Source organism: Streptomyces sp. 13-12-16 (genome assembly GCF_002114215.1).
GTDB lineage: Bacteria > Actinomycetota > Actinomycetes > Streptomycetales > Streptomycetaceae > Streptomyces.
In genome coordinates, this window is the sequence record NZ_NCTE01001099.1 from 1 (window position 1) to 1,419 (window position 1,419).

The 1,419-nt window shown below is 76.5% G+C and carries 2 protein-coding genes; both read right to left on the reverse strand.

The genetic code is table 11. The features are described 5' to 3' along the window. Positions 1 to 190 (reverse strand): hypothetical protein (locus B7767_RS35855; RefSeq protein WP_143652818.1); only part of this gene is annotated, 190 nt, incomplete at its 3' end. Further along, a partial coding sequence (locus B7767_RS35860; RefSeq protein WP_306298030.1) for an HAD family hydrolase occupies positions 187 to 1,419 on the reverse strand: 1,233 nt, incomplete at its 5' end. The genes B7767_RS35855 and B7767_RS35860, both read right to left, overlap by 4 nt.

Consider the following 1,419-nt stretch of genomic DNA (forward strand, 5'->3'; position numbering starts at 1 on the left):
GCCGGGCGGCCAGGGCCCGCCGGGCGGCGTCCGGGGTGCTCGCGTCCACGCCGCACGCGGCCAGGACCGCGACCAGGGTGTCCGCGGCGACGGTGACGCGGTCACCGCGGTCGGTGACGTACTCGGTGCTCACGCCGTGCGCGCGGGCCAGGTCCCGCAGGGACGAGCCGGGCGCGGTGGGGCGGGTCACGGACGGCCCCCTTCCGGCGCGAAGAGGCGTTCGAGGACGGCGGCGACCCCGTCCTCGTCGTTGCCCGGGGCGACCTCGTCGGCCATGGCCCGCAGGTCGTGGTGGGCATTGGCGACCGCCACGCCGTGAGCGGCCCAGGCCAGCAGCGGGATGTCGTTGGGCATGTCGCCGAAGGCGACGGTGTCGGCGCCGGTGAAGCCCAGCAGTTCGGCGGCCCGGGCCACACCGGTGCCCTTGTCGGTGCCCGCGGGCAGGACCTCCACCATGCCCTTGACCGAGTGCACGACGGTCACCTCACCGTCCGTCAGCCGTTGTGCGACGGCGGCCAGCCGGTCCTCGTCGACGTGCGGGTGGTGCAGGATCAGCTTGTCGATGGGCGCCGCCCACAGCCGGCCCGGGTCGGTGGTCACGTCCCAGCCGTGGCGGACCCGTTCCCCGAAGCCGGGGGTCACCTTGAACCGGCTCTCCGGCGGCGAGGTGACGACGCCGAGCTCGACCCGGCCCAGTTCGGCCTCGACCTTCGCGACGACGCCGCGGGCGACACCACGGTCCAGGGACACCGATGACAGCAGACGGTCCGCCCCGGCGTCGTACAGTTGCGCGCCCTGGCCGCAGACGGCCAGCCCCCGGTAGCCGAGGGCGTTCAGGAGCTGCCTGCAGGCCACCGCGGGGCGTCCGGTGACCACCAGGTGGTGGGCGCCGGAGGCGGCGACCCGTTCCAGCGCCCGGCGGGTGCGCGCCGACACGGTCAGGTCGCTGCGCAGCAGCGTACCGTCGAGATCGGTCGCCACCAGCCGGAACGCGGGTGCGCGGGTCGGCACGGTGTCCCAGACCACCCGGCCGGAGCGCAGGGTCACCATGGCGACGGCGTGACCTCCGACGGGCGGTCCGTCCAGTGTCCCCGTGAACACGCCGTCGCCGCCGGCGGCGAGCGGCCGCAGCACGGCACCGCCGGAGGCGGGAGCCGGCTCGTCGGAGGCGAGGACCTCGGTGACCGACTCCAGCGGGGGGCGCGGGGCGCCGGCTTCCCGCGCTTCACCGTCCGCGGCAGCTGCGCCTGTGGAGGGGACGTCCGCGGAGTCCGTGTCCAGGGCAGCCACGTCCGAGCGGGCCGTGCCGGCGACAGCCGTGTCCGCGGCAGCCGTGTCCGCGAGGGCCGTGGACGCGGTGGCCGTGCTCGGAGCCTGGGCAGCGGGTGCGGTGGGGGTGGCGGCCGTCAGGGCCCGGCC